1 protein-coding gene is annotated in these 1,328 nt (G+C 37.7%); it reads right to left on the reverse strand.

What is annotated here, in order from left to right:
- Positions 1–147: 147 nt before the first annotated feature.
- Positions 148–1,119 carry an IS110 family transposase gene (locus FJ651_RS15630; protein ID WP_140991724.1) on the reverse strand — a complete coding sequence of 324 codons (972 nt, stop codon included), beginning with the start codon at positions 1,117–1,119 and terminating at the stop codon, positions 148–150.
- Positions 1,120–1,328: the final 209 nt, after the last annotated feature.

The raw sequence follows: 1,328 nt of genomic DNA on the forward strand, positions 1-1,328 counted from the left end.
AACAAAGAACTGAGATAAAAACCAAGTCTTTTGTCAAAAATAATTAGCCATAAGTTTCCTGTCATTGTTGAAATAGAACAAATCTCCTTTAGTCGATTTGTTTCCAGTTCAACAAGCTACTTCCAGCATCATTCTTTTACTATTTTATTATTGCAATTTTAGGACAGATATATAGCTAGGGTCATATGGTCTACCTGATTTTGCAATGGCAAAGCTTTGTTTCAATAACTTATTTGCTACCGCAATTAGCGCAAGCTTTTTACTTTTACCCTTGTTGACAATTCGCTCATACAATTCCTGGCAAGCCTTGTTATGTTTACAGGCATTAAAAGCACAAAGAAACAACAGGTTGCGTAATTTTTTGTTGCCCACCTTACTGATTCTGCTACGACCTCGAACGCTGCTGCCAGACTCCCTAATGGTGGGTGTAATACCCACATAGCTGCAGAGCTGTGAAGCAGTCTCAAATTTTGAGAAACCATCGGTTACCACTATCAGAAATAAGGCCGTTTTTAGGCCAATACCGGGAACAGTGGTTAAAAGTGACAGTTGTTGCTGTTGCTCTTCTTTTACTAGAGCTAATAATCGTTGATCAATTCCTTCTATTTCTTTATTTAAGTGTTTTAAATTCTTTTTCAGGGAACGGTACACAAATCTGGAAGGAATTCCCAATGTTTCTTCGCCATGAAGCTTGTTTTTGGTTGCCGTACGCTTTTTGAGATAACTGTCTAATAAGCGGAATAGTTGCAAACACTCAGATTGTACATCGGTTAAAGCATTGTAAAGCGGTACTTCATTGGACAAGGCATAATCACAAATGGCTTTAGCGTCGCTCTTGTCAGTCTTTACCTTAGCAAGCTTCATTTGAATAAAGCGTTTGACCGACAAAGGGTTCACAACAGATACCAACACCTTGTTTTTGTAAAGAAACTGTGCGAGTCTGTAATGGTAATAGCCTGTAGCTTCCATAACCACCAGCGATTCTTGCGGAAGCGTCTTTAAAAATGACACAAATCCTTTAGCGTCGTTTTTGAACTGTTTATGGCTACTGGCACTACCTTGCACGTCAAAAACATCTTTACTGATGTCAACTCCAAAAGTTTCCTTATATTTATTCATAGAAAATAGTTTATGAAAGAACGAGCTACCAATCACACAACAACTTGAAATCGAGGTCTAGGCCTCACAGAACTGAACGTGGTTTAGTAGTAAAAGAGCGGGGATTATCAATGTTGTCGAAGTTTAATACTTCACCGTGTATAGTAACCTTATTCCGCTCTTTTGTTCTTTCTGATTAAGTACTAAAATTAATGAATTGTAAACTTAAG

Source organism: Paucihalobacter ruber (assembly GCF_006494535.1).
In the GTDB taxonomy this organism is placed as follows: Bacteria; Bacteroidota; Bacteroidia; order Flavobacteriales; family Flavobacteriaceae; genus Paucihalobacter; species Paucihalobacter ruber.